General features: G+C 68.1%; 23 protein-coding genes. 8 read left to right on the plus strand and 15 right to left on the minus strand.

Annotation, left to right across the window (positions count from 1 at the left end):
* Positions 1-98: 98 nt before the first annotated feature.
* From ACQY76_RS01635 to ACQY76_RS01650, 4 genes are all read left to right on the plus strand, one after another.
* Complete coding sequence (locus ACQY76_RS01635; RefSeq protein WP_428031187.1) at positions 99-2,024, plus strand: DUF3483 domain-containing protein; 1,926 nt, start codon at positions 99-101, stop codon at positions 2,022-2,024.
* Entirely contained in the window at positions 2,021-3,226 is a 1,206-nt protein-coding gene (locus ACQY76_RS01640) for an electron transfer flavoprotein subunit alpha/FixB family protein (RefSeq protein WP_428031188.1), read from the plus strand. The genes ACQY76_RS01635 and ACQY76_RS01640 overlap by 4 nt, the downstream gene beginning before the upstream one ends.
* Positions 3,223-3,987: an electron transfer flavoprotein subunit beta gene (locus ACQY76_RS01645; protein WP_428031189.1), complete on the plus strand. Its 765-nt coding sequence runs from the start codon at positions 3,223-3,225 to the stop codon at positions 3,985-3,987. The genes ACQY76_RS01640 and ACQY76_RS01645 overlap by 4 nt, the downstream gene beginning before the upstream one ends.
* Before the next feature lie 331 nt (positions 3,988-4,318).
* Positions 4,319-5,236 (plus strand): phosphatase PAP2 family protein, encoded by a 918-nt coding sequence (locus ACQY76_RS01650; RefSeq protein WP_428031190.1) that lies wholly within the window; start codon positions 4,319-4,321, stop codon positions 5,234-5,236.
* Between the two features lie 15 nt (positions 5,237-5,251).
* On the opposite strand, the gene betA is transcribed toward ACQY76_RS01650, so the two are convergent.
* On the minus strand, positions 5,252-6,922 hold the full coding sequence (gene betA / locus ACQY76_RS01655) for a choline dehydrogenase (protein WP_428031191.1): 1,671 nt from the start codon (positions 6,920-6,922) through the stop codon (positions 5,252-5,254).
* Positions 6,922-9,102 carry a betaine-aldehyde dehydrogenase gene (betB, locus tag ACQY76_RS01660; RefSeq protein ID WP_428031192.1) on the minus strand — a complete coding sequence of 727 codons (2,181 nt, stop codon included), beginning with the start codon at positions 9,100-9,102 and terminating at the stop codon, positions 6,922-6,924. The genes betA and betB overlap by 1 nt, the downstream gene beginning before the upstream one ends.
* 378 nt (positions 9,103-9,480) lie before the next feature.
* On the opposite strand from betB, the gene ACQY76_RS01665 reads away from it, so the two are divergent.
* The 3 genes from ACQY76_RS01665 to choV all read left to right on the plus strand — a co-directional run bounded on the left by ACQY76_RS01665 (position 9,481) and on the right by choV (position 12,695).
* Positions 9,481-10,443, plus strand: a complete 963-nt coding sequence (locus ACQY76_RS01665; RefSeq protein WP_428031193.1) for a choline ABC transporter substrate-binding protein — start codon at positions 9,481-9,483, stop codon at positions 10,441-10,443.
* A 203-nt stretch (positions 10,444-10,646) separates the two neighbouring features.
* Positions 10,647-11,498, plus strand: a complete 852-nt coding sequence (gene choW, locus ACQY76_RS01670; RefSeq protein WP_428031194.1) for a choline ABC transporter permease subunit — start codon at positions 10,647-10,649, stop codon at positions 11,496-11,498.
* Between the two features lie 3 nt (positions 11,499-11,501).
* Positions 11,502-12,695 (plus strand): choline ABC transporter ATP-binding protein, encoded by a 1,194-nt coding sequence (gene choV, locus ACQY76_RS01675; RefSeq protein WP_428031195.1) that lies wholly within the window; start codon positions 11,502-11,504, stop codon positions 12,693-12,695.
* 266 nt (positions 12,696-12,961) lie between these two features.
* On the opposite strand, the gene glmM is transcribed toward choV, so the two are convergent.
* The 12 genes from glmM to ACQY76_RS01735 form a co-directional block, all read right to left on the minus strand.
* Positions 12,962-14,305 carry a phosphoglucosamine mutase gene (glmM, locus tag ACQY76_RS01680; protein ID WP_428031196.1) on the minus strand — a complete coding sequence of 448 codons (1,344 nt, stop codon included), beginning with the start codon at positions 14,303-14,305 and terminating at the stop codon, positions 12,962-12,964.
* Positions 14,306-14,607: 302 nt separating this feature from the next.
* Positions 14,608-16,530: an ATP-dependent zinc metalloprotease FtsH gene (ftsH, locus tag ACQY76_RS01685; protein ID WP_428032908.1), complete on the minus strand. Its 1,923-nt coding sequence runs from the start codon at positions 16,528-16,530 to the stop codon at positions 14,608-14,610.
* A 148-nt stretch (positions 16,531-16,678) separates the two neighbouring features.
* Positions 16,679-17,734 carry a tRNA lysidine(34) synthetase TilS gene (gene tilS, locus ACQY76_RS01690; protein ID WP_428031197.1) on the minus strand — a complete coding sequence of 352 codons (1,056 nt, stop codon included), beginning with the start codon at positions 17,732-17,734 and terminating at the stop codon, positions 16,679-16,681.
* Positions 17,709-18,590 carry a tol-pal system protein YbgF gene (gene ybgF / locus ACQY76_RS01695; RefSeq protein ID WP_428031198.1) on the minus strand — a complete coding sequence of 294 codons (882 nt, stop codon included), beginning with the start codon at positions 18,588-18,590 and terminating at the stop codon, positions 17,709-17,711. Before ybgF ends, tilS begins: the two co-directional genes overlap by 26 nt.
* Before the next feature lie 184 nt (positions 18,591-18,774).
* A complete protein-coding gene (pal, locus tag ACQY76_RS01700; protein WP_428031199.1) occupies positions 18,775-19,269 on the minus strand; it encodes a peptidoglycan-associated lipoprotein Pal in 495 nt (164 codons plus the stop codon).
* 156 nt (positions 19,270-19,425) lie between these two features.
* The gene (tolB, locus tag ACQY76_RS01705; protein ID WP_428032909.1) at positions 19,426-20,733 is read right to left on the minus strand and encodes a Tol-Pal system beta propeller repeat protein TolB; all 1,308 of its coding nucleotides are present in this window, start codon (positions 20,731-20,733) and stop codon (positions 19,426-19,428) included.
* Between the two features lie 89 nt (positions 20,734-20,822).
* Complete coding sequence (locus ACQY76_RS01710) at positions 20,823-21,803, minus strand: cell envelope biogenesis protein TolA (RefSeq protein ID WP_428031200.1); 981 nt, start codon at positions 21,801-21,803, stop codon at positions 20,823-20,825.
* 3 nt (positions 21,804-21,806) lie between these two features.
* Positions 21,807-22,262, minus strand: a complete 456-nt coding sequence (gene tolR, locus ACQY76_RS01715; RefSeq protein WP_428031201.1) for a protein TolR — start codon at positions 22,260-22,262, stop codon at positions 21,807-21,809.
* Positions 22,263-22,266: 4 nt separating this feature from the next.
* Positions 22,267-22,968, minus strand: coding sequence for a protein TolQ (tolQ, locus tag ACQY76_RS01720; protein WP_428032910.1), 702 nt, complete (start codon positions 22,966-22,968; stop codon positions 22,267-22,269).
* A gap of 393 nt (positions 22,969-23,361) precedes the next feature.
* A complete protein-coding gene (gene ybgC / locus ACQY76_RS01725) occupies positions 23,362-23,886 on the minus strand; it encodes a tol-pal system-associated acyl-CoA thioesterase (protein WP_428031202.1) in 525 nt (174 codons plus the stop codon).
* Between the two features lie 6 nt (positions 23,887-23,892).
* The gene (locus ACQY76_RS01730) at positions 23,893-24,795 is read right to left on the minus strand and encodes a hypothetical protein (protein WP_428031203.1); all 903 of its coding nucleotides are present in this window, start codon (positions 24,793-24,795) and stop codon (positions 23,893-23,895) included.
* 169 nt (positions 24,796-24,964) lie between these two features.
* A complete protein-coding gene (locus ACQY76_RS01735) occupies positions 24,965-25,381 on the minus strand; it encodes a DUF2852 domain-containing protein (RefSeq protein WP_428031204.1) in 417 nt (138 codons plus the stop codon).
* Between the two features lie 140 nt (positions 25,382-25,521).
* Here ACQY76_RS01735 and ACQY76_RS01740 point away from each other — a divergent pair, with 140 nt between their 5' ends.
* Positions 25,522-26,001, plus strand: coding sequence for a hypothetical protein (locus ACQY76_RS01740; protein WP_428031205.1), 480 nt, complete (start codon positions 25,522-25,524; stop codon positions 25,999-26,001).
* Between the two features lie 12 nt (positions 26,002-26,013).
* Here ACQY76_RS01740 and ACQY76_RS01745 read toward each other — a convergent pair whose 3' ends face one another.
* Positions 26,014-26,646, minus strand: coding sequence for a TetR/AcrR family transcriptional regulator (locus ACQY76_RS01745; RefSeq protein WP_428031206.1), 633 nt, complete (start codon positions 26,644-26,646; stop codon positions 26,014-26,016).
* Positions 26,647-26,662: the final 16 nt, after the last annotated feature.

The following is a 26,662-nucleotide window of genomic DNA, read 5'->3' on the forward strand; positions in this document are numbered from 1 at the left end:
CCCTTGGTGCGCCGTCTCCCCTTCCACCTCTCCCCGTCGGGGAGAGGTCGGCCCGCAGGGTCGGGTGAGGGGCCGCGCCGCCCCCGCGAGGCCCGCCCATGACTGACGTGGCCCTTCTCCTCTCCCTCACCGTCCTCGCCATGGTGCTCCTCGCCGGCGCGCTGGCGGTGCGGCGCGCGCGGCTGTGGCACATCGGCCGCGCGGCTGAGGTCGACTGGGTCGCCGGCCTCCTCGCTTTGCCGAAGCGCTACCTTGTCGATGTTCACCATGTCGTCGGGCGCGACCCGTATGCCGCGCGCATGCATGCGCTGGCCGCCGGCGGGCTGCTGGGCGGATCAGGGCTGGCGCTGCTCGGCCTCGTCCCGGCGCTGGGGGGCGCGCGGCCGTTCTGGTGGCTCACCGCGCTGGCCTTCGCCGCGGCCTTTGCCGGCGGGGCGATGGTCGGGCGACGGCGCTACCCGAAAAGACCGGCGCGGCTTTCGGGCGGGCGGTTCCAGATCCTGCCCTTCCTGCTGGCCGCCTATACCGGCGGCGGCCTCCTCGTCGCGCTGGACGCGTCCCTCGGCGGCGCCCTCCACCCGCTCGGCTGGGCTGGCCTTGCGCTGGCGGCGGGCGGCGGCCTCGGCCTCGCCCTGCAGATCGACCGTGGCCCGATGCGCCATGCCTTCGCCGGCGCCGCCCATCTTGTCGCCCATCCCCGCCCCGGCCGCTTTCAGGGCGAGCGCGCCACTGCCCTCGCCCCGCTGGACCTCGACGCCCCGCGCCTCGGCGTGGCCATGCCGGAGGATTTCGCCTTCAACCGGCTGATCGGCTTCGACGCCTGCATCCAGTGCGGGCGCTGCGAGGTCGCCTGCCCCGCCTTCGCCGCCGGCCAGCCGCTCAATCCCAAGCGCCTGATCCAGGACCTCGCCGCCGCCCTCCAGCCCCACGCCACCAACGGCGCTTACGCCGGCAGCCCCTATCCGAACGCCCGTCCCGTGGCCGGGATCGGCGGGCCGGGCCTGCCGATCGTCGGCGAGGGCGCGATGATCCACCCGGACACGCTGTGGTCCTGCACCACCTGCCGCGCCTGCGTCGAGGAATGCCCGATGATGATCGAGCATGTCGACGCCATCATCGACCTGCGCCGCTACCAGACTTTGGAGCTCGGCGCCGTGCCGCCCAAGGCCGCGCCGCCGCTGATGGAAACGCGCTATGCCGACGAGCCCGGCGGGCGCCCGCTCAAGGCCCGCACCGATTTTGCCGCCGGCCTCACTTTGCCGCTGATCGCGCAGAGGGGCGAGGCGGAGATCCTGCTCTGGCTCGGCGAGGGGGCCTACGAGCTGCGCTATGGCCGCACCCTGCGCGCGCTCGTCACCCTGCTGCAGAAGGCCGGCGTCGATTTCGCCGTGCTCGGCGAGGAGGAAAGCGATTGCGGCGACCTCGCTCGCCGGCTGGGCGACGAAGTGGGCTTCCAGCGCCTCGCCCGCGCCAACGTCGCCATCCTCGCGCGCTATCGGTTCGGCCGCATCCTCACCGCCGATCCGCACGCGCTGCACGCCTTGCGCAACGAGTACAAGGAGTTCGGCGGCGCCTATGAGGTCGTCCACCACACCGCCTTTCTCGACGAGCTGGTGGCGGCGGGACGGCTCGACCTCGGCACGCTGGACGCCGCGCGCATCACCTATCACGACCCCTGCTATCTCGGCCGCTACAATGGCGAGGTCGACGCCCCGCGCCGCCTGCTCGACCGGCTCGGCATCGAGCGGCGGGAGATGGAGCGCTCCGGCAAGCGCTCCATGTGCTGCGGCGGCGGCGGCGGCGCGCCGGTATCCGACATCGAGGGCGAGCGGCGCATTCCCGATATCAGGATGGAACAGGCGATGGCGACCGGCGCCGGCATCGTGGCGGTGGCCTGCCCGCAATGCTCGGCCATGCTGGAAGGCGTCGCCGGCGAGCGGCCGCAGGTGCATGACATCGCCGAGCTGGTGCTAATGGCGGCGGAGCGCGCTGTCCCGTCCCGCCCGGCGGAGGCGCTCGCATGAGCCGTCCGCGCAAGGACCCGCGCACCGCCCGCGCCGCCCATCGCGTGGCCGGCGGCATCCGCCCGCGCTTCGATCTCGCCTCCACCGCCCCGCTGGCCGGCCGCCTGCGCCGCGACCCGCGCGCCGAAGAGCGGCTCGCTCTTGTTCCCGGCGCGCTGCGCCGCCGGCTGGACCGCGCCCAGCGCATCGCCGTCGCCCTGGCAGCGCCTGTACCAGCGGCGCCGGTGGAGACCGCGCCGACGCTTCGCGTCATCGCCGATCCCGCCTTTCTGGTCGCCGTGGTGCCGGACGCGCCGGGCGGACGCCTTTCCGCCCATGACCGCCAGCTCTTCGGCGCGGCGCGGCTGCTGGCGGATGCCGGCGGCGGCGCCGTGATTGCGCTTGTCGAGCAGCCCGGCGACGAACTCGCCATGGCGGGGGCCGACCGCGTGCTGGCCCTTCCCGTCGCCGGCTACGATCCCGAGGCGAAGGCGCTGGCGCTCGGTGCCGCGCTCGCCGCGCTGGACCTGCGCCACGTGCTGTTCCCGGAAACCGCCGATGGCGGCGACCTCGCCCGCCGTCTCGCCGCGCTGGCGGGCGAGGCTTTCTTCGCCGCCGCCGAAAGCCTTTCGCCCAAGACGGTGTCCCGCGCCGCCGGTGGCCGGCGCGTCGAGCAGCGCCGTGCGCCGCCGCGCCTCATCAGCCTCGCGCAAGACGCCATTGCGCCGCATGCGGGGATGCTGCACGAGGCGCTGCCAGTGGCGTTCGCCTTTCCCGAACCGTCCGGCGGCGCCATTCTGTCCGCCCGCTTCATCCCCGCCGACCCCGCCAAGGTGGCGCTGGCGGAAGCTGATTTCGTGGTCTCCGCCGGCAATGGCGTCAGCGATTTTGAGGCCTTCCGCGCGCTGGTCGCGGCGCTGAACGCCACGCCCGGTGCCAGCCGCATGCTGTGCGACGCCGGGCTGATGCCGCGCAGCGCGCAGGTCGGCGCCTCCGGCACGGTGCTCGACGCGCGCGGCTATTTCGCCCTCGGCATCGCCGGCGCCCCCCAGCATCTGCAGGGCGTGGCGAAGTGCGAGCACGTCATCGCCGTCAACACCGACCTCCACGCCGCGATGATCGAGCGCGCCAGCCTCGCCGTGGTGGCGGATGCGCAGAAGGTGATGCCGGCGCTGCTGAAGCTGCTGCAAGACGAAGCACGGCACCGGGAGCTACAGCCATGAGGATCGCGATTCTGCTCTCTTCCGGCCGGCACCCGGTCTCCGCCCGCCCGGCGCCCGTGACGGTGGAGCTTCAGGCACTTCGCCTCGCCATCGATCTCGGCGGCGGGGTCACGGGCCTGCATGCCGGCCCGGATATCGGCCCGCTGCGCGACGTGCTCGGCCACGGGCTGGAGCACCTCGTCCATCTGCGCACGGACGACGCAGCGGACCCGACGCCCGGGCTCGCCGCCGCGCTGTCGGAAGGAGCCTATGATCTCGTCCTTGCCGGCCGCGCCGGACAGGGCGGCGAGGATTCCGGCCTGCTGCCCTACACGCTGGCGCGCGCGCTCGGCCTGCCCCTCATCGCCGATGCCGCCGCGCTCGAGCCGGGCGTGGAGCCCGGCACCCTCGTCGTCGAGCAGGCGCTGGCGCGCGGGGCGCGGCGCCGGCTAATCATCCGCCTGCCGGCGATCGTCACCGTCCACCCCGCCGCCCCGCCGCCGCTTCCCTTCGCCTTCGCCGCCATGCGGCGCGGGCGGACCGAAACACGTGCCGGCCTGCCCTCCACGCCCGCGCCCTGCGACATCGAGCAGCGGCCCTACCGCCCGCGCCCGAAGCTCATCGCCCGCGCCGCGCCCGGTGCCACCGCTGCCGAGCGGCTGAAGGCCGCGACCGAATCCGCCAGCGGCGGCGGGCGCCTGCTGGTCGATCCGCCGCCGGATGAGGCGGCACGCGAGATCCTCCAGCATCTGCGCACGCTCGGCCTCATCCCGGCGCGCTGACGGCTGGAAATCCGGCCCGGAAGCGAAGTGCGTCATCGCTGCGGCTTTATGCCGGCCCGGCGCAACGCGGCCTGTGCCGACCCCACCTTGAAATACCTTTTCAGACGGAGTACCAACATCTTTTAGATGGTGCATGACGTTGGGTCACTTTCGGACCCCACGGCCGTGCGCGAGAGGCGCGCGCCGCGACGCGAGCCGGTGGCCGATCCTTCACTCGGTCGTCATCAACGCGTGCTTTTGCTGTTTCTCACTCCGGAAACCGACACGAACGACAATGGCACTCTGGGACAACAGCGCTCCGCCGGCCGCGTTCAGGCGGTTTTTGTGTCCGATGATTGCTGCCGTTTGTCTGACTGTGGCCGTCTCGGGCCTGTTCTATCTGGTCTCCGGCATCGACCTCGCCGTCGCGCATCTGTTCTTCGAGCCCGGGAGCGGCTTTCCCGCCTCCCGCATCGAGGCGCTCAACAGCTTCCGCACCTTTGCGTCCAACGTGTCGCTGACGCTCCCCCTGGTTCTGGTGGTGACGCTGGCGCTGAAGCTGGCCTATCCCTCCAAGCCGAGCCTGTTGCCGCCGCGCCTGTCGCTGTTCTTCATCGCCCTCTTCCTCGCCGGCCCCGCCTTGCTGGTGAACGGCATATTGAAGCCGTTCTGGGGACGGCCGCGGCCGATCAACGTGGTCGATTTCGGCGGGCCTTGGGTCTTCGAGAAGCCCTGGGTGATCGGCATGCAGGGTCTGGGCAACCATTCCTTCTCCTCGGGCGAGGCCGCCACCACCGCCTGCCTGCTGCCGCTCATCCTCTTTGTCCCGCGTGAATGGCGCTGGCAGATCGGCGCCCCGCTGGCCATCTTCGTGGCGGCGGTGAGCCTGAACCGCATCGCCTTCGGCGCGCATTTTCTCTCCGACGTCGTCATATCCATCGGGCTGATGCTGGTGCTGGCCGCCGTGCTGCGGCACCTGTTCTTCGTCCGCTACCGCGAGGTCCTGTCGGACGCCGCGCTGGAAGAGCGCCTGACCGCCCTCGGCCTGCGGATGGCCGACGACCGCGCCGCCTTCGGCCGCCGCCTCGGTGAGAGCTTCGCCCGCGTGCGTGACGCCATCTCCCGCCGGGGCGCCGCGCCGCGCGCTGCCGGCGAGCCGTCATTGACGGACCTCGCCGACGCTGCGGACAGGCCGTCAAGCCCGTCGTCCAGCGCTTCGCCCGGCGGCGCGGCCGTCGCTCTCGGCCATGCGGCGCCGAACGGGTCGTAGGCCGTCTGATTGCCCCTAGCGCTGCGCGCTCGCCCAGTTCGGCGCGACATAGACCGGCGCATTGGACGGCGCCAGCAGCGGCCGACCCAGAATATGGTCGGCGGCCTTCTCCGCCATCATGATCGTCGGCGCGTTGAGATTGGCGTTGGTGATGGAGGGCATGGCGGAGGAATCCACCACCCGCAGCCCTTCGACGCCGATCACCCGCATCTGCGGGTCGAGCACCGCCAGCGGATCGGACGGCGCACCCATCCGGCAGGTGCAGGAAGGGTGATAGGCACTCTCCGCCTTCTCCTCGACGAAGGCGTCGATCGCTTCGTCGCTCACCACGTCCGATCCCGGCTGGATTTCCCTCCCGCGATAGGGCGCGAACGCCTCCTGCGCGAAGATCTCGCGCGTGAGCCGTACCGCCGCGCGAAACTCCACCCGGTCGTCGGGATGGGTGAGATAGTTGAACTGGATGCGCGGCGCCGCCAGCGGGTCGGCGGAGGCCAGCCGCACCCAGCCCCGGCTCTTCGCGCGCATCGGCCCGACATGCGCCTGGTAGCCATGTTCGCTCGCCAGTCCCTGCCCGTCATAGGTCACGGCCAGCGGCAGGAAATGATACTGGATGTCCGGCGAGGCAATGCCGGCGCGCGAGCGGATGAAGCCGCACACCTCGAAATGATTGGTGGCGCCCAGCCCATCCTTGCGCAGCAGCCAGCGCGCGCCGATAAGCCCGCGCGCCACCAGGCCCATCTTGGAATAGAGCGTGATCGGCTGCGTGCAGGCCTGCTGGAAATAGACCTCCAGATGATCCTGCAGGTTCTCCCCCACCCCCGGCCGATGCGCCATGACCTCGATGCCGAGCGGCCGCAATTCCTCGGCGCTGCCGATGCCGGAGAGCTTGAGAAGCTGCGGCGAGTTGATGGGGCCGCCGGACAGGATCACCTCGCGGGCGGCGCGCACCTCATGGGTAGTGCCGCCGCGCGACCAGCGCACGCCGATGGCGCGGCGCCCCTCAAACAATATGCGTTCCACCCGCGCATGAGTCTCCACCTTCAGGTTGCTGCGCTTCATTGCGGGCTTGAGATAGGCATTGGCCGCCGACCAGCGCACGCCGTCCTTGACGGTCATGTCCATGCGGCCGAAGCCTTCCTGCTGGTAGCCGTTCACATCCTCGCTCGCGGGATAGCCGGCCTCTATGGCGGCGTCGATGAAGGCGCGGTACAGCGGGTTCTCCAGCGTGCCGTAGCGGTTGGCCAGCGGGCCGGCGCTGCCGCGGTATTCATCACCGCCCGCGCGTCGGCTCTCCGCCCGCTGGAAATAGGGCAGCACGTCGGCATAGGACCAGCCCTGCGCGCCCTCCTCCTGCCAGCGGTCGAAATCAGCCGCCGCGCCGCGCATGTAGACCAGCCCGTTGATGGAGGAGGAGCCGCCGAGCACCTTGCCGCGCGGGCAGTGCATGCGCCGCCCGCCAAGGCCCGGCTCGGGCTCGCTCTCATACATCCAGTTGTAGGTCTTCATGTTCATCGGGATGGAGAGCGCGCTCGGCATCTGGATGAACACCGAGCGGTCGGAACCGCCATATTCCAGCACCAGAACGCGGTTGCTGCCATCCGCGCTCAGCCGGTCGGCCAGTACGCAGCCCGCCGATCCGGCACCGATGATCACGAAATCATAGAGGTCGTGCGCGCCGTTCAGCATCAGTAGGGCGCCTCGACGCGGCCGAGATTGACATAGACGCTCTTCAACTGGGTGTAGTGCTCGATCGCCGCCTTGCCGTTCTCGCGCCCGAGGCCGGATTGCTTGGCGCCGCCGAAAGGCAGTTCGATCGGCGTGATGTTGTAATGGTTGATCCAGCAGGTGCCGGCCTGGATCTGGGCGATCACCCGGTGCCCGCGCGCGAGATCGCGGGTGAACACGCCGGCGGCGAGGCCGAAATCGGTGTCGTTGGCGCGGGCGATCACCTCGTCCTCGTCGGTGAAGGACAGCACCGCCATGACAGGGCCGAAGATTTCCTCCCGCACGATGCTCATGGCCTCCGTGCAGCCGTCGAACACGGTGGGCGCGACGAAGCAGCCCTTGCCGAGAGCGCCCTCGGTGACGCGCGCGCCGCCGACCAGCAGCTTGGCGCCCTCCGCCTTGCCCTTGGCGATATAGCCGAGCACCTTTTCCATGTGGTCGGGCGAGATCAGCGCCCCCACCTGCGTCGCCGGATCGAGCGGATCGCCCACCACCATTTTCCCGATACGCGCCACCAGCTTGTCGAGGAAGGCGGCGCGTACGCTCTCATGCACGAACACCCGCGTGCCATTGGAGCAGACCTCGCCGGCCGAATAGAAATTAGCCAGCATCGCGCCGGATACCGCGTCGTCGAGATCGGCGTCGTCGAAGACGATGAGCGGCGACTTTCCGCCGAGTTCCAGCGTCACATATTTCAGCGAGCCGGCGGCATCCGCCATCACCTTCTTGCCGGTGCCGACCTCGCCGGTGAGCGAGACCTTGGCGATGCCGGGGTGGCGGGTGAGCAGCCGGCCGGTGTCGGCAAAACCCTGCACGACGCTGAACACGCCCTCCGGCACGCCGGCCTCGGCATAGATTTCGGCCAGCTTCAGCGCGGTCAGCGGGGTCAGCTCCGCCGGCTTGAAGATCATGGCGTTGCCGCAGGCGAGCGCGGGGGCGGACTTCCAGCAGGCGATCTGCAGCGGGTAGTTCCACGCGCCGATGCCGGCGACGATGCCGAGCGGCTCGCGGCGGGTGTAGCCGAAGGCGCTGGGCCCCAGGTCCACATGCTCGCCCGACAGGCCTGCCGCGAGGCCGGCATAATATTCGAGGCATTCCGCGCCCGAGAGCACGTCGACCACGCTGGTCTCCTGGATCGGCTTGCCGGTGTCGAGCGTCTCCAGCCGCGCCAGTTCGTCATTGCGCGCCCGCAGCAGGTCGACGGCGCGCTTCAGCACGCGACCGCGCTCGGCCCCGGTCATCCCCGCCCAGACCTTCTGCCCCTTGCGCGCGGCCGCGACCGCCGCCTCGACCTCCGCCTCGCCGGCGATCTCGATTTCCGCCAGCACCTCGCCAGTGGCGGGGTTGGAGGTGGTGAAGGTGGCGCCGCCATGCGGGCGGTAATGGCCGCCGATGTGGTTGGCGTGCGGCGTGGGGCGGGTGCTCATGGTCGAGGGTCCGTTGGTGGGAAGCGCCGGCGCGGCGGCGGCGATCTGGGCATCGACGAAAAGCGAGGCGACCTGCCGGGCGCTGACCGAATCGGTCTCGCCGGCGGCGGAAAGCGAAGAACGCAGCCACAGCCCGTCGATGACTGCGGCGATGGTGATGGCGATGCGGCGGACATCGGCCTCGGCCACCAGCCCGCGCAGATCGTGGCGCAGATTGGCCAGCATGCGCGCCTGGTAAATGCGCTGCACCCGGCGCAGCCGCTCCGAGTGCAGCACCTGCCCCCAGAAGGCCAGCCACACGCTGGAGGTGCGCTGGTCGAACTCCTCGGGCGCCAGATTGGCGTCGATCAGCGCCTGCACGCGGGTGCGGGGCGTGCGCGCTTCCGAGAGGCGCTGCGCCGTGGCGCGGTAGAGCCGCAGCGAGAGATGGCGCAGCGTCGCTTCCAGCAGCCCGTCCTTGTCGCCGAAATAATGCGCGACCAGGCCGGGCGAGACGCCGGCGCGCCGGGCGATCTGCGCCAGGGTGGAGGCGTTGAAGCCGATTTCGGCGAGGGAATCGATGGTGGCGTCGATCAGTTGGCGGCGGCGCACATCTTCGGGCGCCCGCCGGCGGGCCTCGTCGTCCACACGAGCCTGACCGGCCTGATCGGCCTGATCGTCCACCTCATCGAACCGCGGATGCGGCCTCTGCGCCTGCGCTTTCCCACGTCGCACCGGCACCTCCTGATCGACGGAACGGCGTTATTGAATGGTCGTACAATACATGCAACGCCGCCTCCCGCAATCCCTCCCTCGCCCGCAACCCCGCGCGTCGCAACGCTTCTGCCGGCGCGGCGGAATTCGGCAAACTGGCTGTAAATCAGTCGAAAATTCGTCGATTTTGGGCAAAGATTGCGCGTGACAATGGGTCCATTCGCGTTTTGAATGGTCGTTCAAAAGAAGCCTCCAGAGGCCGCATCCGGGCGGAGTGGGCGGACCCGATCGGGCGCCGCGTAACGTCACCGTCCCTGACTTGACGATTCCGGTCGTGCCGGGCTTGGCGTCAGGCCATGCCGGTTCCATGATCCTGCCAGGATGCCAACGGGAACAGTAATGATGCGCACGTTCAAATTCGTGGCCGCCGCCGCCCTCGGGCTGGTGCTTGGCGTCGCTCCCCTGCCGCGCGACGCGGCCCATGCCGCCGAGCCGGCTGCCTGCAAGACGGTCCGCTTCGCCGATGTCGGCTGGACCGACATCACCGCCACCACCGCCCTCGCCTCCTCCATCCTCGAAGCCCTCGGCTACACCCCGAAGACGCAGGTCCTGTCCGTTCCGGTGACCTACAAGTCGATGCAGACCAAGGACATCGACGTCTTCCTCGGCAACTGGATGCCGACCATGGAAGCCGATCTCAAGCCATATCGCGACGACAAGACGGTCGAGGTCATCGGCGTCAATCTCGAAGGCGCCAAGTACACGCTGGCGGTGCCGACCTATCTCTATGAGGAGGGGCTGAAGTCCTTCGCCGACATCGCCAAGTTCAAGGACAAGCTCGGCGGCAAGATCTACGGCATCGAGCCGGGCAATGACGGTAACCGCCTGATCCTCGACATGATCAAGGACGACAAATACGGCCTGAAGGGCTTCGATCTGGTCGAATCCAGCGAGCAGGGCATGCTCGCCCAGGTCGAGCGCGCCTCCCGCCGCAAGGAAGCCATCGTCTTCCTCGGCTGGGAACCGCACCCGATGAACGCCAAGTACAAGATGAGCTACCTCACCGGCGGCGATGACGTGTTCGGCCCGAACTATGGCGGCGCCACGATCTACACCAACACCCGCGCCGGCTACACCACCGAGTGCCCGAATGTCGGCACGCTCATCAAGAACCTGAAGTTCTCGCTCGAAACCGAGAATGTGGTGATGGGCTACATCCTGCTCGACAACATGGAGCCTGCCAAGGCCGCCGACAAATGGCTGAAGGCCAACCCGACCGTGTGGGAGCCCTGGCTCGCCGGCGTGACCACCATCGACGGCAAGCCGGCCGTGCCGGCGCTGAAGGCCGCGCTCAAGCTCTGATCATTGTGCGGCCCCCTTTGCCATGGGGGCCGTCCTTGCTGACCATCCTTCGAGGCTCGCTTTGTCGCACCTCAGGATGACGTCGATCCACGATGACCGTCATCCTGAGGCGCCCGGCGCAGCCGGGCTTCGAAGGATGGTGATATCGAGCGCCCCTGACCGGCAGGCGGCGTCCGCCCTCACTCACCCGCCGAGGAGCGCCCATGTATGACTGGCTGACCGAGCACAAGATTCCGCTGGGGATCTGGCTCCGCGACTTCGTCGACCTGCTCACCACGCATGGTCAGGGCTTCTTCGACTTCGTCTCGCTGGTGCTGGGCTCGCTGATCGGCGGCTTCACCGAGGCGCTGCTCTGGGTGCCGCCGCTGCTGCTCATCGCCCTGTTCGGCCTGGCGGCGTGGCTGGTGCATCGCTCCATCGGGCTGGTGGTGTTCATCGTCGGCGCGCTGCTGCTGGTCACCAATCTCGGCTACTGGACGGCGACGATGGAGACGCTCTCCCTCGTCATCTGCGCCACGCTGGTCTGCGTCGTCGTCGGCGTGCCCATCGGCATCGCCGCCGCGCACCGGCCCTGGCTCTACACCGCCATCCGGCCGATCCTCGACCTGATGCAGACCATCCCGACCTTCGTGTATCTCATCCCGACGCTGGTGCTGTTCGGCCTCGGCGCGGTGCCAGGGCTCATCTCCACCGTCATCTTCTCCATTCCCGCGCCCATCCGCCTCACGCATCTGGGCATCTCCTCGGTCCCGCCGGCGCTTTATGAGGCCGGCAAGGCCTTCGGAGCCACCAAGACGCAGCTGCTGTTCAAGGTGGAGCTGCCCTACGCCCTGCCCACCATCATGGCCGGCATCACCCAGTGCATCATGCTCAGCCTCTCCATGGTGGTCATCGCCGCGCTGGTCGGCGCCGACGGCCTCGGCAAGCCGGTGGTGCGGGCGCTCAATTCGGTGAACATCGCCATGGGCTTCGAGGCGGGCCTCGCCATCGTCGTCCTCGCCATCGTGCTCGACCGCGTGTGCAAGCGGCCCGAGCGGCGCTCGCGAAAGGGTTGAACCATGCCCGCCGTCGAATTCCGCAACATCGACATCGTCTTCGGCGCCGACCAGAAAAACGCCTTGAGGCTCATCGACGAGGGTCGCTCCCGCGATGAGATCCTCGCCGCCACCGGCGCGGTGCTCGGCGCGGCGGGGGTGAGCCTTGCCATCGAGCGCGGCGAGATCTGCGTGCTCATGGGGCTTTCCGGTTCCGGCAAGTCCACCATCCTGCGCGCCATCAACCGCCTGAACGAAGTGGCGCGCGGCGAGGTGCTGGTGGAGCATAACGGCGCCGCCGTGGATGTGGCCCGCTGCAGCGAGGACACGCTGCGCGACATCCGCATGCACACCGTCTCCATGGTGTTCCAGCAGTTCGGCCTGCTGCCCTGGCGCACGGTGCGCGACAATGTCGGCTTCGGGCTGGAGCTGCGCGGCATGGGCGCCGCCGAGCGCAACCGCATCGTCGACGAGAAGCTGGCCATGGTCGGCCTCACCAACTGGTCGGAGAAATACACCAACGAGCTCTCCGGCGGCATGCAGCAGCGCGTCGGCCTCGCCCGCGCCTTCGCCACCGATGCCGACATATTGCTGATGGACGAGCCCTTCTCGGCGCTCGACCCGCTGATCCGCGACAAGCTGCAGGATGAGCTGCTCGACCTGCAGCGGCGCATCCAGAAGACCATCGTCTTCGTCAGCCACGATCTCGACGAGGCGCTGAAGCTCGGCAACAAGATCGCCATCATGGAGGGCGGGCGCATCGTCCAGGCGGGCACCGCCGAAGACATATTGCTGCGCCCGGCCACCGCCTATGTCGCCGAATTCGTCAAGCACATGAACCCGCTCAACGTGCTGCGCGGCACGGCGGTGATGCGCCCGGCCGCCAGCCTCGCCCGCGAGGGGGATTCCGTGATGCTCGACAAGGGCGGGCGGGTGAAGGTGAAGGTCGATCCCGAAGGCCGCCCGGTCTCGCTCGACCTCGACGGCCGCGCGGGCGTGCTCGCCACCGCCGATGGCGAGGCCGGCCTGATCGACGACAAGCTGGCGCACGATGCCGACTGCATCGTCGCCCCGGTCGACCTCAAGCTGAAGGCGGCGATCGAGCTGAAGCGCCACACCGACCTGCCGATCCTCCTCGTCGACAGCCTCGGCCGCCTCGCCGGCCTGTGCGATGATGACGAGATCTATCGCGGTCTGCTCAGAAGGCTGGATGGGTAGAAGCCCTCCCCCTCTCTCCCGTCGTCGTCCCGGAATGGCCGTCGGGCCATATCCGGGATCGCATGAAAGAAGGGCACTCTTTTCGGCGCGCGATCCCGGCTCTCCGCTTCGCCGCGGCCGGGATGACGACGTGTGACGTCCGTCATGCGCGGGCCCGGCCCGGGCATCCATAACTTTCGGGAGCTGCCAAGACAGGGATGGCCGGAACAAGCCCGGCCATGACGGGGTGAACGATGGCCCCGCCGTGTCGTAGCCGGAGGAAACCCCTACGCCGCCGCCAGCCCGACCGCTTCCACCACGTCGTTGACCACCGCCTCGACGAGGTCGCGATTGTCGCCCTCGCCCATCACCCGGATCACCGGCTCGGTGCCGGAGGGGCGGATGAGCAGCCTGCCATGGCTGTTCAGCTTCAGCTCGGCGGCGGCGATGGCCTTGAGCACGCCGTCATTCTCCAGCGGCCGGCCGCTCTTGTAGCGCACATTGCGCAGGATCTGCGGCAGCGGCTCGAAGCGGTGGCACACCTCGGACACCGGCCGCTCACGGCGCTGCACCACGGCCAGCACCTGCAGCGCCGCCACCAGCCCATCCCCGGTCGTTGAGTAATCCGACAGGATGATGTGGCCGGACTGCTCGCCGCCGACATTGAAGCCATGCGCGCGCATGTGCTCCAGCACATGGCGGTCGCCCACCGGCGTGCGCTCCAGCGACAGGCCGAGCCCTGCCAGATGCCGCTCCAGGCCCAGATTGGACATCACAGTGGCTACGATGCCGTTGCGCGCCAACCGGCCATCCTCGTGGAAGCTCTCGGCCACCACGGCCATGAGCTGGTCGCCATCGACCAGATGGCCCTTCTCGTCGACGATCAGCACGCGGTCGGCGTCGCCGTCGAGCGCGATGCCGATATCGGCACGCACCTCGCGCACCTTGGCCATCAGCGCCTCGGGCGCGGTCGAGCCGACCTCGCGGTTGATGTTGAAGCCGTCGGGTTTGTCGCCGATGGTGACCACCTCGCAGCCAAGCTCCCACAGCGCCTCCGGGGCAACGCGATAGGCCGCGCCATGGGCGCAGTCGACCACGACGCGCAGCCCGTCGAAAGACTGGTTGCGCGGCAGGGTGCGCTTGGCGAACTCGATATAGCGCGCATGCACGCTCTCGATGCGCTTGGCGCGGCCCATGGCGGCCGGCGCGGCCAGCATGCCCGCCATGTCGCCGCTGATCATCTCCTCGATCCGGCCCTCCAGCTCGTCCGAGAGCTTGTAGCCGTCGGGGCCGAACAGCTTGATGCCGTTGTCGTCGAAGGGGTTGTGCGAGGCGGAGATCATCACGCCGAGATCGGCCCGCATGGAGCGCGTCAGCATGGCCACCGCCGGCGTCGGCATCGGGCCGAGCAGCAGCACATCCATGCCGACGGCGGTGAAGCCGGCGACCAGCGCGTTCTCGATCATGTAACCGGACAGGCGGGTGTCCTTGCCGATGACGACGCGGTGGCGGTGGTCGCCGCGCTGGAACACCAGCCCCGCCGCCATGCCGACCCGCAGCGCCAGCTCGGGGGTGATCACCTTGTTGGCGCGGCCGCGAATGCCGTCTGTGCCGAAATAGCTGCGTGCCATGCCCTGCCTCATGCGAATCGGCGCCCTCCCGGCGCGGAAGCAATCTTGTGCCTCTCACTCTTCTCTAGCATCGAGAATACAAGCAAGGGTTTCACAAAATGTAAGCATTCGTTGCGAGACGGCGCGTGCCGGACATATGTCGAGGAATGCCGACCACGCACTCACCAGGCCGCCTTGTTTCGTCGCAGGAAGGCGTGCGGGTGGCAAATGCTCCGGGTCGCAGTATCCCCGACGACGGCACCAAATAAAAAGGGAAGACTTGCTTGCGCAAATCTTCCCTCTTCAGGTCGGAAATAGCCGCATCAAGCCTGCGGCTGCGGCTCCATGCCGGCATCCGGGCGCGGCGGGCGGTTCTTGCCGGCGCTCGGCACCACCGAACCGCGCGTATTGGCGGGCTCGATGGTCGTGTCGCGCACCGGCGCATTGCCGTCGAGCAGGCCAATGATCTCGTCGCCGGACAGCGTCTCGTATTCGAGCAGGCCGCGCGCCAGGGTTTCCAGCCCGTCCTTGGCTTCGGTAAGGATGCGCTTGGCTTCGGCATAACCCTCGTCGACCAGCCGCCGGACCTCCTTGTCGATGGTCTGCGCGGTGGCTTCCGAGACGTTCTGCTGACGCTGCATCGACATGCCGAGGAACACCTCGTCATTATTGTCGCCATAGGCGACGCGACCGAGCTCGTCCGAAAAGCCCCAACGCGTCACCATGAGGCGCGCGAGGCGGGTGGCCTGCTCGATGTCGGAAGATGCACCTGACGTGACCTTGTCGTGGCCGAAGATCAGCTCTTCGGCGACGCGGCCACCCATCAGGACAGCGAGGCGCGAGGTCATCTGCTCATAGGACATGGAGAGCTTGTCGCGCTCCGGCAGCTGCATGACCATGCCGAGCGCACGGCCGCGCGGAATGATCGTCGCCTTGTGCACCGGATCGGTCGCCGGAACCTTGAGTGCGACGATGGCATGGCCGCCTTCGTGATAGGCGGTCAGCATCTTCTCGTCTTCGGTCATGACGAGCGAGCGGCGTTCCGCGCCCATCATCACCTTATCCTTGGCGTCCTCGAAGTCGCTCATCGTGACCATGCGCTTGTTGCGGCGCGCGGCCATTAGGGCGGCTTCGTTGCACAAATTGGCGAGGTCGGCACCCGAGAAACCGGGCGTGCCGCGGGCGATCACCTTGAGGTTCACGTCCGGCGCGACCGGAATCTTGCGGGCATGAACCTTCAGGATCTGCTCGCGGCCGACCACGTCTGGGTTTGGCACCACCACCTGGCGGTCGAAGCGGCCGGGGCGCAGCAGCGCCGGGTCGAGCACGTCGGGGCGGTTGGTCGCGGCGATGAGGATGATGCCCTCATTGGCCTCGAAGCCATCCATCTCGACCAGGAGCTGGTTCAGCGTCTGCTCGCGCTCATCATTGCCACCGCCGAGGCCGGCGCCACGATGGCGGCCGACCGCGTCGATTTCGTCGATGAAGATGATGCAGGGCGCGTTCTTCTTCGCCTGCTCGAACATGTCGCGCACGCGGCTGGCACCGACGCCGACGAACATCTCGACGAAGTCGGAACCCGAAATGGTGAAGAACGGCACGTTCGCCTCGCCGGCGATGGCGCGGGCGAGCAGCGTCTTGCCGGTGCCGGGAGGGCCGACCAGCAGTACGCCGCGCGGGATGCGACCGCCGAGCCGCTGGAACTTCTGCGGGTCGCGCAGAAAGTCGACGATCTCGGTCAGGTCGCTCTTGGCCTCATCGATGCCGGCCACGTCCTCGAAGGTCACGCGGCCATGCGCTTCGGTCAGCAGCTTTGCCCGGCTCTTGCCGAAGCCCATCGCCTTGCCGCCGGCGCCGCCCTGCATCTGGCGCGACAGGAAGATCCACACGCCGATCAGCGCGATGAAGGGCAGCCACGAGATGAGCAGGCTGACGAACCACGGCACATTGTCGGTCAGCGGCTTGGCGGTGATCGACACGCCCTTGCCGTACAGACGCGAGATCAGCGAGGGATCATTGGGCGAATAGGTCTGGAAGGCGCGCCCATCGGTGAAGGAGCCGGTGATCTCCGGTCCCTGGATCACCACGTCGCGCACGCGGCCCTGATCGACCTCGTTGAGCAGCTGCGAGAAGCTGATGTCGTTCGTCGCCTGACGCTGCGCCGGATTCTGGAACAGCGAGAACAGCGCCAGAAGCAGAAGAACGATGATCACCCAGAGGGCGAAATTCCGGATATTGGCGTTCATCATGTCCCTTTCGGCACCGGAATCGACCGGCGCGCGGGTACCGCCGGCGCTGGCGGCCCTCCCTTGTCGTTCCGTAATTTAGGTGTCGCATTGATCCTTGCCAAGATGTCCGGGGCAAGGCGTTTCGGCACAAGCGTGCAAATCGACGTCAGTGGCCCTGCCGAACCGCCCGCCGCGCCGGCGCCGGACCGATGGTGACGGCCCGCCGGTTCACCCGCACCAGCGCCCCGGCAAGCGTGCGGGCACCGTGTTCGTCCCGCACCAGCGCGGCGATCCACCCGGCGAGCGCCTCCAGCTTGGCGAGTTCCACCGGTCCCTCCCCCACCCGTGCAACGGCCCGGCCAACCAGCCGCAGGGCGACTTCCTCGGGCAGCGCCGCGAGGCCGGTGCGGGAGAATCGGTATGGCCCCTCCGGTGGGGTGTCGACCAGGCTGAGCGACGCGGCAGCGGCATCGGTCGCCGCTTCCAGTGCCGCCTCGGCCCGTGCCATGCGGTGGGCGAAGCGCCCCAGTGCAGCCGCATCGCACCCTTCTGCAGCCAGCGATGGCAGCAGCCCCCGCAGTCGCGCGCGGGCGAATCGCGGGTCGCTGTTCGAGGGGTCTTCCACGAAGCCGACGCCCGCTTCCCGGCAGATCGCGACGAGTTCCGCCTTCCGCCGCCCAAGCAGCGGACGCAGAAGGGTGAGCGCGCCCATGGGCCGCTGCGCGGCAATCCCCGCCAGACCGCCAATGCCGGACCCACGCATCAGCCGGAACAGCACGGTCTCGGCCTGGTCGTCGCTGGTATGGGCGGTGGCGATCGCGCTGGCGCCGACAGCGCCGGCATGGGCGGCGAGCGCCTCGTAGCGCGCGTGGCGAGCCGCCTCCTGCAGCCGCGTGCCGGGCAAAGGCGCGGGCAGGTCGAGAATCGCATGCGGAAGGCCAAGCCCTTGCGCCAGCACGTGAACGGCCTCTGCCTCGGCCCGCGATTGCGCCCTCAGCCCATGGTCGACGGTGGCGATAAACAGCTGGGTCGGCGCGTTGCCCTGCGCTTGCCAGCGCTGGGCGAGTAGCATCAGAGCGGTCGAATCCGGTCCGCCGGAAACGGCGAGCAGAACGCGGCAATGCGCGGCAAAGGGAGCAAAGAGCGTCGCCCGGTCAGCCTCGGTCGGGCCGGCCGAGCGGGCGGCAGGCGCGGCGTCAGCAGCCGGCGCGCTTCTGCTCACGCTCCACCCCCTGCTTGATGGTCGCCGAGGCGCGCGGATATTTATTGCCGACCGCGTTCAGTGTGGCGCAGGCCGCATCCTTTTCACCGATAGCCGCCAGCGACTGGCCGAGCCGCAGCAACGCATCCGGCGCCTTCACCGCATTGGGAAAGTCCGTCGAGACTTTCAGGAAATTCTGCGCGGCCTCCTTGTAGGACTTGCGCAGGTACTGGCTCTCGCCGAGCCAGTAATAGGCATCAGGCGCAGCGCGGTCATTGGGGTAGAGCTTGACGAATTGCTCGAACGTCTGGCCCGCCACCGCATAATCCTGGCGCTGCAGGGAGCCGAAGGCAACATCGAACAGATCTTTCGGCGTATTGCCCGCCGGCGGGGGGGCCGCCCCGCCGCCGGCAACGGCGCCCGACAGCGTGCCCAGATCCATCGGCGCATTGCCGGCCGGGCCGGAGGGCGCGGTGGCGCCGAGCGGACGCGGGGCGCCGGGTGCGCTTGCCTGCGCGGAAGGGTCGAAGACGTCGGAGCGGCGGCCGGTCTCGGCCACCGGCGGCACAGCGGCCCCCGTCCCGCCCTGAAGCATCCGCACCTGCTGCTCCAGCTGCTGGTTGCGATATTGCAGCTGCTCCATCTGCCCCGTCATCTGCCGCAACTGGCTCTCCAGCCGGTCGATCCGGGTGACCATGCTCTCGGTCTCATCGGGCTGCGCCGGCTGGGCGCCGGAGCGCACCTGTCCCGGCGGCTTGAAAAGATTGCCGAAGAAATTGTTGTCCTGCTGCGCGCGCGCCGCCTCGAAGGGAGCGGCCGATGCGACGATGGAGGCGAAAAGCACGAGAGCGGCGGGACGGAGCAAGCGGAAGGTCATGATGGCCAAGCACTGGAGCGGGAGCAGCGAAGCGGCGGCGCGTGCCGCAGCCTCCATTTGAGCATACCGGGCGGATCGCGTCCAAAGTTTGACCCAGGGTCAGACGGAGGCGACATATCGGCGGCCAAAATGAAACCCGGCCCGCAGGGCGGGCCGGGCTTAAAAATCGCCGCCGTGGCGCAGGTCAGGTGCCGGTGGCGTTCAGCACGGTGACGGCGCGCCGGTTCTGCGACCAGCACGAAATGTCGTTACAGACCGCGACCGGGCGCTCCTTGCCGTAGGAGATGGTGCGCATGCGGTTTGCCGGGATGCCACGCTGCACGAGGTAGTCGCGCACGCTCTGGGCGCGGCGGGCGCCGAGGGCGATGTTGTACTCGCGGGTGCCGCGCTCGTCCGCATGGCCTTCGATGGTGAAGCTGTAGCGCGCATACTGGTTGAGCCACTGCGCCTGCTTGTCGAGGGTGGCCTGCGCCTGCGGCGTCAGGCTGGTCTGGTCGCTCTCGAAGAACACGCGGTCGCCGACCGAAACGATGAACTCCTGGGGGCTGCCGGGAGGGGCCGAGCCGAGAGCGGCGCCGGCGCCGTCCATCGGGTTCTTGGCGCAGGCGGCCGCGAGCATCGCGAAACCGACGATGAAGGCGACGCGCGCGCCGCCCAGATGGCGCAACATACGGATCATACCGCTGACTCCTGAATTCCCGATTGATCTGCCGCTTTGGCTGCTGGCATCCATCAATGTTCCGTCGTGCTTTACGAAACCTTGCTGAATTACGCCGATTTCACGACTGTGGCGTAAACCGACGCTTATGGTTAATCGTTCCCTGACAGAACCCGCTCACGAACGCAATGGCGACCATGCCGGATCCGAGGCGTAGCTCGGCGTCGGCACGCGCTGTTCATTGTAGCCGGTGATGTCGACCGTATAGAGCTGCGGGCCACCCCCGCCGCCGGCGTCGCGGAAGAACATGATCACCCGGCCGTTCGGCGCGAAGGTCGGCCCCTCATTGTGGTAGCCCTCGGTGAGGATGCGCTCGCCCGAGCCGTCCGGCCGCATCAGCCCGATGGCGAAACGTCCCTGCGCCTGCTTGGTGAAGGCGATCACATCGCCGCGCGGCGACCACACCGGCGTCGAGTAGCGCCCTTCGCCGAACGAGATGCGGTGCTGGTTCGAGCCGTCGGGATTCATGATGTAGATCTGCGAGCCGCCGCCTCGGTCGCTCTCGAAACAGATCTGCGATGCGTCGGGAGAATAGCACGGCGCGGTATCGATCGCCGCCGTATCGGTGAGCCGGGTCGTGGCCTTGGAACGCAGGTCCATGACGAAGATGTTGGAGTCCGCGCCCTGCTGCAGGCTCAGGATCACCCGCTGGCCATCGGGGGCGAAGCGCGGCGAGAAGCTCATATTGGGGAAGTTGCCGACCACCTCGCGCTGGCCGTTCTCGATGTTGAGCAGGTAGACGCGCGGCTCGCCGCGGCCATAGCTCATATAGGTGATTTCCTGGCTGGTCGGCGAGAAGCGCGGCGTCAGCACAAGGTCGTCGCCGCGCGTGAGATAGGTCACGTTGGCGCCGTCCTGGTCCATGATGGCGAGGCGCTTGATCCGCTTCTCCTTCGGCCCGCTCTCGTCCACGAAGACGATGCGGGTGTCGAAATACCCCTTCTCGCCGGTCAAGCGCTCATAGATCGCGTCGGCGATGATGTGGGCTACCCGGCGCCAGTTTTCCGGCTGGGTGAAATATTGCTGGCCGATGAGCTGCTGCCCGGCGAACACGTCCCACAGGCGGAACTCGGCCTTCACGCGCCCGTCCGGCTGGCGGGTGATGCGGCCGGTGACGAGCGCCTGCGCGTTGATGACCCGCCAGTCCTGGAAGCGCGGCGAGGCGTCCGGGTTGGCGATCTTCTCGACGAAGGCGGCCGGGTCGATGGGCGCGAACAGGCCCGAGCGGCGCAGATCGGCGGAGATGATCTGGCTCACCCCCTTGCCGGCCTCGATGTCCTGTGGGCTGCCGCCGCCGACGAAATCACTGATGGCGATGGGGAGCGGCTGCACCGTGCCGGAGGTGATGTCGAGGCGCACGGCGGCATCGGCCGCGCCAGGCGCGAGCGCCGCCCCGCCGAGCCCAGCCCCACCGAGCGCCGCCATGCCAATCAGGACCGACCGGCGGCGGACAAGGCCGTTGGCTTCAAGGGAAAAACGCCGCGACATTCTGGATACCTCGGAAAAATCTTTCATCAATTAAGCATCGCCGGGTTGAAGCCCAGCTCCAGCTCCCGCCACGTGCTGTACCGGTCGGCACGCAGCATCGGGAACGGATTATCCTGGTTCGATATCTCGTAAAGCGCCCGCTGCGCGGTCTCCCGCACGATCGGCGCATAGGGATTTGCAACGCCCTGCACCTCGACCAGTTGCGGCGCGCCGATCATCTTGCGGTCCGGGCTCAGCACAATCTTGAACACCACCGTCACCTGGCCGGCATCCACCGCCCCCGCCGGCAGCTTCCAGAAGCGGGCGATATAGGCGCGCAACGCGTCGATCTCGGTTTGCGAAAGCGACGACGCCGTGCCGGTCGAGGCGCCGAGCGAGGCGGTGTTGTTGATGGTGTCGCCAAGCGCGGCCATGCGGCGCGGGTCCTGCTTGTTCAGCAGGGCGGCAATCTGGTTCGGGTTGAAGTCGCGCTCGGGCGCCGGCTCCTGCACCACCTTGGGCGGAATGTTCTTCGGCTTCTTCGGCGGTGCGGGTGGCGGCGGGGTCGCCTGGGCCGCTTCCTGCGGCTTGGGCTGCTCCTTCGGCGGCTCCGGCGGCTTGGCGGCAAGCGCCTCCGCTTCCTTGGGCGGCGCCGGCGCCGGCTTGGCCTCGGCCTGGGCGGCCGGCGGCTTGGGCTCGGCAGGCTTCGCCTCGGGCGGCGGGGGCGGCGGAGGCGGCGGCGTGGAAGGCTCGTTGGCGGCCTTCACCTCGGGCTTCTCCGACACCTTGGATTCGAGATTCTCCGCCTGCTTGGGCGCGTCGACCTTCTCGACGACGGGCTTCGGGTTCTCCTTCGGGGCGTCCTTCTTGCCGGCCATCATCTTCGACATTTCCGCATCGGAGATGATGTCGATCGGCATGGATTCGGCCGGCGTCACCTCATAGGGCGAGGGAGACGCGAACGAGACCGCCATGAAGCCGATGATGCCGACGTGAAGCGCCGCCGAGGAGAGAAAGCCCGCGCGCATGCGTTAGCCTCCCTGCTCGACTTCGGAGACGAGCGCCACCCGCTTGAATCCGGCACCCGACAGGCGACCCATCACCTGCATCACCGACCCATAGTCCAGGCTCTTGTCGGCGCGCACGAAGATGCGCTCCTCATAGCCGGCCTTGCCGATCGCCTGCAGTTTCGGCACCAGCTCGTTCACCGGGATCTCGGTCTCCTGCAGGAAAATCTTGCCGTCCTTGGTGATGTTGATGACCAGCGGCTCGTTCTCCTGCGGCACCGCCTTGGCTTCGGTCTGCGGCAGATCGAGCGGCACGCCCATGGTGAGCATGGGCGCGGCGACCATGAAGATGATGAGCAGAACCAGCATCACGTCGACCATCGGCGTGACGTTGATCTCCGACATGACGGCGCCGCCACCCCGACGGCGCGAACGCCGCGAGTGCGATCCGCCTCCCGCTCCTCCTGCGGACATGCCCATTCGATCAGCCCCGCTCGTCGATCTGTCGTGACAGGATGGCGGAGAACTCGTCGGCAAAGCCATCCAACCGCGACGCCTGCCGGTTCACCTGGGAAACGAACTTGTTATAGAAAATCGTCGCGGGAATGGCGGCGATAAGGCCGATTGCCGTCGCGAAAAGGGCTTCCGCGATGCCCGGCGCCACCACGGCGAGGCTGGTGTTCTTCGACGCGGCGATCGACTGGAAGCTGGTCATGATGCCCCACACCGTGCCGAACAGGCCGATGAACGGGCCGGCCGACCCCACGGTGGCGAGCACCAGCAGCCGGTTCTCCAGCCGCTCGACCTCGCGGGAGATGGTGACGTTCATCACCTTGTCGAGACGCTGCGTCAGGCCGGCGAGTGAGCGGGCGCCGCCCTCATAGGATCGCTTCCACTCGCGCATGGCCGCGACGAAGATCGCCGCCATGGCGTGGTTCTGCCGCGAGGAGAGCGAACGATACAGCTCTTCCAAGCTCTGCCCCGACCAGAAGGTGGTCTCGAACCGGTCCATCTGCCGCTTCATGCGCGCAAACAGGATCGTCTTGTCGATGATGATGGCCCAGACCCAGATCGACGCGAGCACGAGGCCCGCCATCACGATCTTCACGATCAGGTGTGCCTGGAGGAAAAGCCCGATCAACGAGAGATCGGCGCTGCCGATACCGGCGCCGGCCGGCGCAGCCATGGCGCCGGCGGGGGCGCCCACCGTCTGCCCTTCGACCTGAGTCGTCGGCGCACCGGTAACGGGTGCCGGCGCGTTCTGGGCGATGGCGAGGGACGCAGGCGCTGCGAGGCACAGCATCACCGCGAATAGAAGCTTCTTCAGCGTCATTAGGCCATTCCTGCCAGATCACTAGGGGTCGCACCGCCGCCGTGCATCAGCTGCCGGCAGCAGCGATGCCCTGCATGGCTGTCAAGGGGACGCGCCCGCCATCAACCGACCGAGTCTGTCCAAACTTGGGCGATCAAAGCCGGGCGGCCCCTGCAGCCGTCCCCTACAACACCGCATTAGGGTTAATGCCGGGTTAGCGTTGCCGCGCCGCAACAGGATTAAGGTGCGTTGCTACCGACGTTTTCTTTAGGCCTGGGGCGCTTCTCCCAGCGCTGCCTTCATGGCCGTCCGCAGCGCATCGGGAATGCGCCGGGCGCGCCCCTGCGCCACGAAGGCGACCTTCACCTTGCCCTCGACGATCAGCTCATCGCCGCGCTTGACCTTCTGAGCCAGGGTGATCGAGGCGCCGGCGACGTCGATGGGGCTGGTGTGGACCTCCAGCACGTCATCGATGCGCGCCGGGCGAACGAATTGCAGCTCCATGGAGCGAACGACGAAGGCAAAGCCCGGCGCCTCGGCCAGCGCCTCGCCGAACAGATCGCCCTGCACGACGCCGATCAGGCGCAGATGGTCGGAACGGCCCCGTTCCATGAACTTCAGGTAGTTGGCATGGTAGACGATGCCGGAAAAATCCGTGTCTTCGTAATAGACCCGGACGGGGAGCACATGCCCGCCCGGCACCAGCCTTCCTGCCAGATGCAGGAAAGGGTCGGCCTTCAGCACGTCAGGGGAAAGCGGGTGGGGCGACAAGGGTTCGGGGCGCTCGGTCATGCGCCCTCATAAACGAGGGCGCGGCTCTTGTGAACAAAGCGGATCGTCCGGCCCAAGCGCGCCGCTGCGGCTGTCGCCGGGCGATGGGTTCTGGCCTGCGAGCACTGCGGCGAGGCTGCGGGCGAAGCCGGCGACATCGCGGTTGGGCATCTCGATCGATGTGACGGGCGCTCCGCTTTCAGTCGCCCAGAGCTTGGCGGCGGCAAAGAAGTCGCACTTCATGTCCCTGAAAAGTTGCGCCTGCCGCTCGGGTGTGATCGCGGTTCCCCGCTGGATCATCACGGCCTGGACCGCTCCTTCGAAAGCAACGAACGTGGTCGGCAGATCGAAGAATACCGGCCGCTCATCCGGCGGGCCGCCGCCGATGGGCCGCACGCGGAACACCTGCCGGAACCAGGACGGGTCTGCCTGCCCATAAAGCGAGACCATCTCAAAGCCGTTGCGCTGAAGGGCCGCGGGGAGTTGCTGGCCGAGGAAATCCGACAGGTCCAGCCGCTCGTGTACGGCGTAGCTCGGCGAGGCGATCACGAAGCGCGGCGCGGGCAGGCCCTTGTCGGCAAAACTCTTGGTGACGCGGTCGAGAAAGTTGACCGCGTAGCCGTGCCACAACCCGGCACCGAAGGCGCGCCGCAACTCCATCTCGCGCTGCATGCCGACGACATCCCGCCAGAGGCTGACACCGGCGGTCGTGGAGGTGAAGAGGAAGGCGAGGCACAGGGCTGCCGGACCATGCAGCACGGTCCAGGAGTGGTTCCAGATGTAGCCGCCAAGACCTGCCCCCTCGAGGGCGGCGAGGCGGGACAGTTCCTGGAGAAAGGCGTAGCCCGTGATGAGGGTGAAAAGGGCAGACAGGCCAAGCGCGGCAATGCCCAGCCCCCACGCCACAACATCGAGTTCCCCCGGCAACATGGCTCCCTCCTTCCGCTACCGCCATCCTAGCGGCAATCGGCGGCCCGGGAAGGCCAGTTGCAGAAAAAAGTAACCGCGCCTCCTGCGTGCAGGGGCGCGGTTCCTTCAGCCTGTCACCGGGCGCTCCGCTGGGGGAACGGCACGTCCGGTTCTCAGGACATCACCGACGTCAGTTCTGGACGTCGCCCATGGGCGCGGAAGGCGGGGTCGGACGGTCGCGGCGGTCGGCCATGAACTGGTCGAACTCCGCCTTGTCCTTGGCCTGGCGCAGGCGGTCGAGGAAGGATCGGAAATCCTTCTGCTCGTCCTCAAGGCGGCGCAGCGTCTCCTGGCGGTACTCGTCAAAGGCGCGATTGCCACTGGAGGGGAAACCGCCGCCGAACCGGCTGCCGAAATTGCGCACCGCTTCTGCTCCCTCTTCCTGCCAACGGCCGAAGCCACGCTTGCCACCACAAAACATCCGTCCACTCCCTATCGTGAAGGCCAGGACCGCAAGACCCACGGGCCACCAGGCCATGAAGCCCAGTACCGTGAGCGCGATCCAGGCCGGCTTGCCATATGCGTCGAGCTTCTGCGCGAGCTCCATGGGCGTACCGCTCCTGGGTAGAACCTCAGCGGGCACCATGCCCGTTTGGGTTAATGTTAATCACATTTACATAGATAGAAATGGCTCCCCCGATTGTCAATGGGGCCGATCTGCGAGATGGAAAGGCAAAGGACACTTCGATGACCCTGCCGATTCCAGACTGGTCTGACGTCGCCTCGCTCTTCGAGCCGGACGGCAGCTTGCGCGACCTCTATGTGCTCGAGGCCGGCCCCGCCGGCTGGCAGGCCGCGCTCGACGGGCTGCGCGCGCTTGAGCCACCGCCGGTGTTCGAGATCGACGGCGAGCCGGCTCCCCTGCCGGCACGTATCGAGGATGTGTTCGCGATCTGGGAAAGCGCAAGCCCGTGCCTGCGGTGGAATGCCGGCAATGTGCTCGTCAATCTGCACTTCTTCCGCAGCGACGACATCGAGTTCGACATCGACCCGGCCGATGTCTGCGAGCCGGAAGACTGGCAGGCGCTCGCCCGTTTCATGCTCTGGCTCGCGGAAAAAGCCGAGCGCCCGGTGGTGCTGACACCGGAGAACACACCGGACGACATCCTGCTGTTCTGCCGTACAGCGCAGGACGGCATCGAACTCAACGCAACGCCCGACGTTTGAACGACGCCAGCGTTAGCCGCCCGCAGCGAGCCCCTTGAGATAGACAAGGAACGCGGCCTCAAGGAGATCGTCCGGCGCCATGGGCAGTTTGCGGCGCGCGCCATCGGCCCGCCCGAACAGCGAGGCGACGCCATGAGCCAGTGCCCAGGTGTGCAGCGCCACCATCAGCGCGGGCGGGCGCACGGCGGCCGGCATGCTCGCGACGAGGGCGTCCGCCGCTTCGCGCAGCACGCCGAAGGCCCGCTGGCCGGCTTGGTCGAGCGCGGGAAAGGCTTCGCTGCGCAGCCCGGATTCGAACATCGCGACATAGTCCGCCGGGTGCTCGCGGGCGAAGCCGAGATAGGCGCGGCCGAGCCGCTCAAAGGCTTCCGGCGGGGTCGGGCGACCTTCGTTCCAGCCGGCCTCCAGCGCCTTGGTGAACCGCTCGAAGCCATCCGCCGCGACCGCCGCGAGCAATTCGTCGCGGTCGCGGAAATGCCGGTAGGGCGCGGCGGGCGAGACGCCGGCACGGCGCGCCGCTTCCGCGAAGGTGGCGCCGGCGGTGCCCTTTTCCGCGATCAGTTCGAGCGCCGCCTTCATCAAGGCTTCCCGCAGGTTGCCGTGATGGTAGCCGCGCGATTCTCCGCCGTTCCGGGACCAGCTCATGTGAAGGGGGCTTACA

It is taken from the genome of Ancylobacter sp., assembly GCF_965279025.1.
In the GTDB taxonomy this organism is placed as follows: domain Bacteria; phylum Pseudomonadota; class Alphaproteobacteria; order Rhizobiales; family Xanthobacteraceae; genus Ancylobacter.

Coding starts and splice junctions, on each gene's coding strand:
- ACQY76_RS01745 (WP_428031206.1), bottom strand. CDS start 26,646: ATGAGCTGGTCCCGGAACGGCGGAGAATCGCGCGGCTACCATCACGGC.
- ACQY76_RS01730 (WP_428031203.1), bottom strand. CDS start 24,795: ATGTTGCCGGGGGAACTCGATGTTGTGGCGTGGGGGCTGGGCATTGCC.
- ACQY76_RS01710 (WP_428031200.1), bottom strand. CDS start 21,803: ATGCGCGCGGGCTTTCTCTCCTCGGCGGCGCTTCACGTCGGCATCATC.
- ybgC (WP_428031202.1), bottom strand. CDS start 23,886: ATGACCGAGCGCCCCGAACCCTTGTCGCCCCACCCGCTTTCCCCTGAC.
- glmM (WP_428031196.1), bottom strand. CDS start 14,305: ATGGCACGCAGCTATTTCGGCACAGACGGCATTCGCGGCCGCGCCAAC.
- ybgF (WP_428031198.1), bottom strand. CDS start 18,590: ATGACCTTCCGCTTGCTCCGTCCCGCCGCTCTCGTGCTTTTCGCCTCC.
- ACQY76_RS01640 (WP_428031188.1), top strand. CDS start 2,021: ATGAGCCGTCCGCGCAAGGACCCGCGCACCGCCCGCGCCGCCCATCGC.
- betA (WP_428031191.1), bottom strand. CDS start 6,922: ATGCTGAACGGCGCGCACGACCTCTATGATTTCGTGATCATCGGTGCC.
- ACQY76_RS01650 (WP_428031190.1), top strand. CDS start 4,319: ATGATTGCTGCCGTTTGTCTGACTGTGGCCGTCTCGGGCCTGTTCTAT.
- pal (WP_428031199.1), bottom strand. CDS start 19,269: ATGATCCGTATGTTGCGCCATCTGGGCGGCGCGCGCGTCGCCTTCATC.
- ACQY76_RS01645 (WP_428031189.1), top strand. CDS start 3,223: ATGAGGATCGCGATTCTGCTCTCTTCCGGCCGGCACCCGGTCTCCGCC.
- tolR (WP_428031201.1), bottom strand. CDS start 22,262: ATGGGCATGTCCGCAGGAGGAGCGGGAGGCGGATCGCACTCGCGGCGT.
- ftsH (WP_428032908.1), bottom strand. CDS start 16,530: ATGAACGCCAATATCCGGAATTTCGCCCTCTGGGTGATCATCGTTCTT.
- choV (WP_428031195.1), top strand. CDS start 11,502: ATGCCCGCCGTCGAATTCCGCAACATCGACATCGTCTTCGGCGCCGAC.
- ACQY76_RS01735 (WP_428031204.1), bottom strand. CDS start 25,381: ATGGAGCTCGCGCAGAAGCTCGACGCATATGGCAAGCCGGCCTGGATC.
- choW (WP_428031194.1), top strand. CDS start 10,647: ATGTATGACTGGCTGACCGAGCACAAGATTCCGCTGGGGATCTGGCTC.
- tolQ (WP_428032910.1), bottom strand. CDS start 22,968: ATGGCTGCGCCGGCCGGCGCCGGTATCGGCAGCGCCGATCTCTCGTTG.
- ACQY76_RS01665 (WP_428031193.1), top strand. CDS start 9,481: ATGATGCGCACGTTCAAATTCGTGGCCGCCGCCGCCCTCGGGCTGGTG.
- ACQY76_RS01635 (WP_428031187.1), top strand. CDS start 99: ATGACTGACGTGGCCCTTCTCCTCTCCCTCACCGTCCTCGCCATGGTG.
- ACQY76_RS01740 (WP_428031205.1), top strand. CDS start 25,522: ATGACCCTGCCGATTCCAGACTGGTCTGACGTCGCCTCGCTCTTCGAG.
- tolB (WP_428032909.1), bottom strand. CDS start 20,733: ATGGCGGCGCTCGGTGGGGCTGGGCTCGGCGGGGCGGCGCTCGCGCCT.